General features: G+C 71.2%; 1 protein-coding gene. It reads right to left on the bottom strand.

The window, feature by feature from the left end:
• A partial coding sequence (locus F3J17_RS35870) for an AMP-binding protein (RefSeq protein WP_167070556.1) occupies positions 1–1,848 on the bottom strand: 1,848 nt, incomplete at both ends.

Raw genomic sequence — 1,848 nt, 5'->3', positions numbered from 1 at the left:
CCATGCGGGTCCGGCACGAAGCGCTCGGCGGTCAGCGCCGGACGGCCCAGATAGCCGCGCGCGAGCGTCGCGCCGCCGATGCAAAGCTCACCCTGGCCGCCGTGCGGCAGCGGCGCGCCGTCGGCGTCGATCACGGCCAGCGTGCGCGAGGCGAACGGCATGCCGATGGGCGCAACGGCGTGAGTCGCGTCGGCGGCTTCGGTCGCGCGGCGCAGGCAGGCCACCGTGGTTTCGGTCGGACCGTAGAGATTGTCGATGCGGATCGACGCCAGCGGCGAGCGTTGCCACGCCGCCAGCGCGTCGCCAGGCAGCGCCTCGCCGCCCACCGTGATCTGGCGCAGCGCCGCGAAGCGGCGCGGCTGCGGCTCGCGCAGCCATTGCTGCCAGAACGCCGTGGGAATGCGCGCGAAGCTCACGCGCTCGTCTTCGAGCGCCGCGTTGAGCGCGGCCAGATCCCACTGTGCCGGTCCGCGCATCAGCACGCGCGCGCCCTGCATCAGCGCGGGCAGCATTTCGTGCAGCGCCACGTCGAAGTTGATCGTCGAAATTTGTAGCTGCGTGTCCTTGTCGTCGATGGCGTAGGCCTGCGCGAAGTCGCGCAGATGGCGCGCGAGCGCCGCGTGCGAGACCGCCACGCCCTTGGGACGCCCGGTCGATCCCGAGGTGTAGATCACGTAGGCAAGCTGTTCCGGATGCACGGCGAGCGCGAGCGGCGCGGCGTCGTCGGCGTGGGTGTCTTCGATGCGCAGCACGCGGCGGCCGTCCAGCAGCGCGCCCATTTGCGCGGCGCTCGCGGCATCGGCGATAACGATTTCGATGCCGGCGTCGTCGAGCATGGTGGCCAGGCGCGCCTGCGGATAGTCCGGGTCGAGCGGTACGAACGCCGCGCCCGCCTTGAGGATGCCGAGCAGCGCGCACGGCAGCGCCACCGAACGCGAGACCGCGAGACCTACGCGCACATCGGCGAGCGGCGCGCCGTGTTCGCGCAGCAGGCGGCGCGCGAGCTGGTTCGAGCGGCGTTCGAGCGCGGCGTAGTCGAGGGCCGCGCCTTCGCACTTCACGGCGACGGCGGTCGGGCGCGTCTGCGCCTGTGCGGCGATCGCTTGCCAGATTGGCTGGAAACGTTCGGCGTTTTGCGGATTCGCCGTGTTTTGAATCGGCAGATCGTGCGGCGCGCGCGACAGGCGCAGGTTCGCCAGCGGCGTCGCGCCCGCATCGGCGAACTGTTCGAGCACTTCGAGGTAGTGCGCGGACAGACGCTCGATAGTCGCTTCGTCGAACACGTCGCACGCGTAGTCGAAGTCGAATTGCAGCGCGCCCGCGCTTTCGGTCACGTTGAGCGCGAGGTCGAACTGCGCGCCGCGCGTGAGGTTGTCGATGTCGCGCACGCGCAGATGGCGCGAACGCGCGAGGCGGGCGCGGTCGATGCCTTCGTAGTTGAAAAGCGTCTGGAACAGCGCAGTATGCGAGCCGTCGCGCGCGCCGCCCTGCGTGGCGGCGAGACGCGCAAGCGGCACGTCCTGGCGCGCGAGTGCGTCGAGCACGTCGGCACGCGCGGCGTCGAGCCATTGCGTGCAGCTCAGGCGGCCCGACAGCTCGACGCGCATCGGCAGCGTGTTGACGAAATAGCCGAGCGCGCCACGGCTGGCCGCGCTCTCGCGCCCCGCCACCGGCACGCCAATGCGGAACGCGCGCTGGCCGCTATAGCGATGCAGCAGCGCGGTCCATGCGGCGTACAGGACCATGAACGGCGTGGCGCGCGCCGCGCCTGCCAGCGCGTGCAGACGCGTACGCAGGCTTGCGGGCACGGCCAGCGTGACGCGTTCGAGACTGGCGGCGTCGCTGTTG

The organism is Burkholderia sp. Ax-1719 (genome assembly GCF_011753055.1).
Lineage (GTDB): Bacteria > Pseudomonadota > Gammaproteobacteria > Burkholderiales > Burkholderiaceae > Paraburkholderia.
Note: the sequence above shows the minus strand (reverse complement) of the source record. Positions and strands in the feature narration are given on the sequence as shown.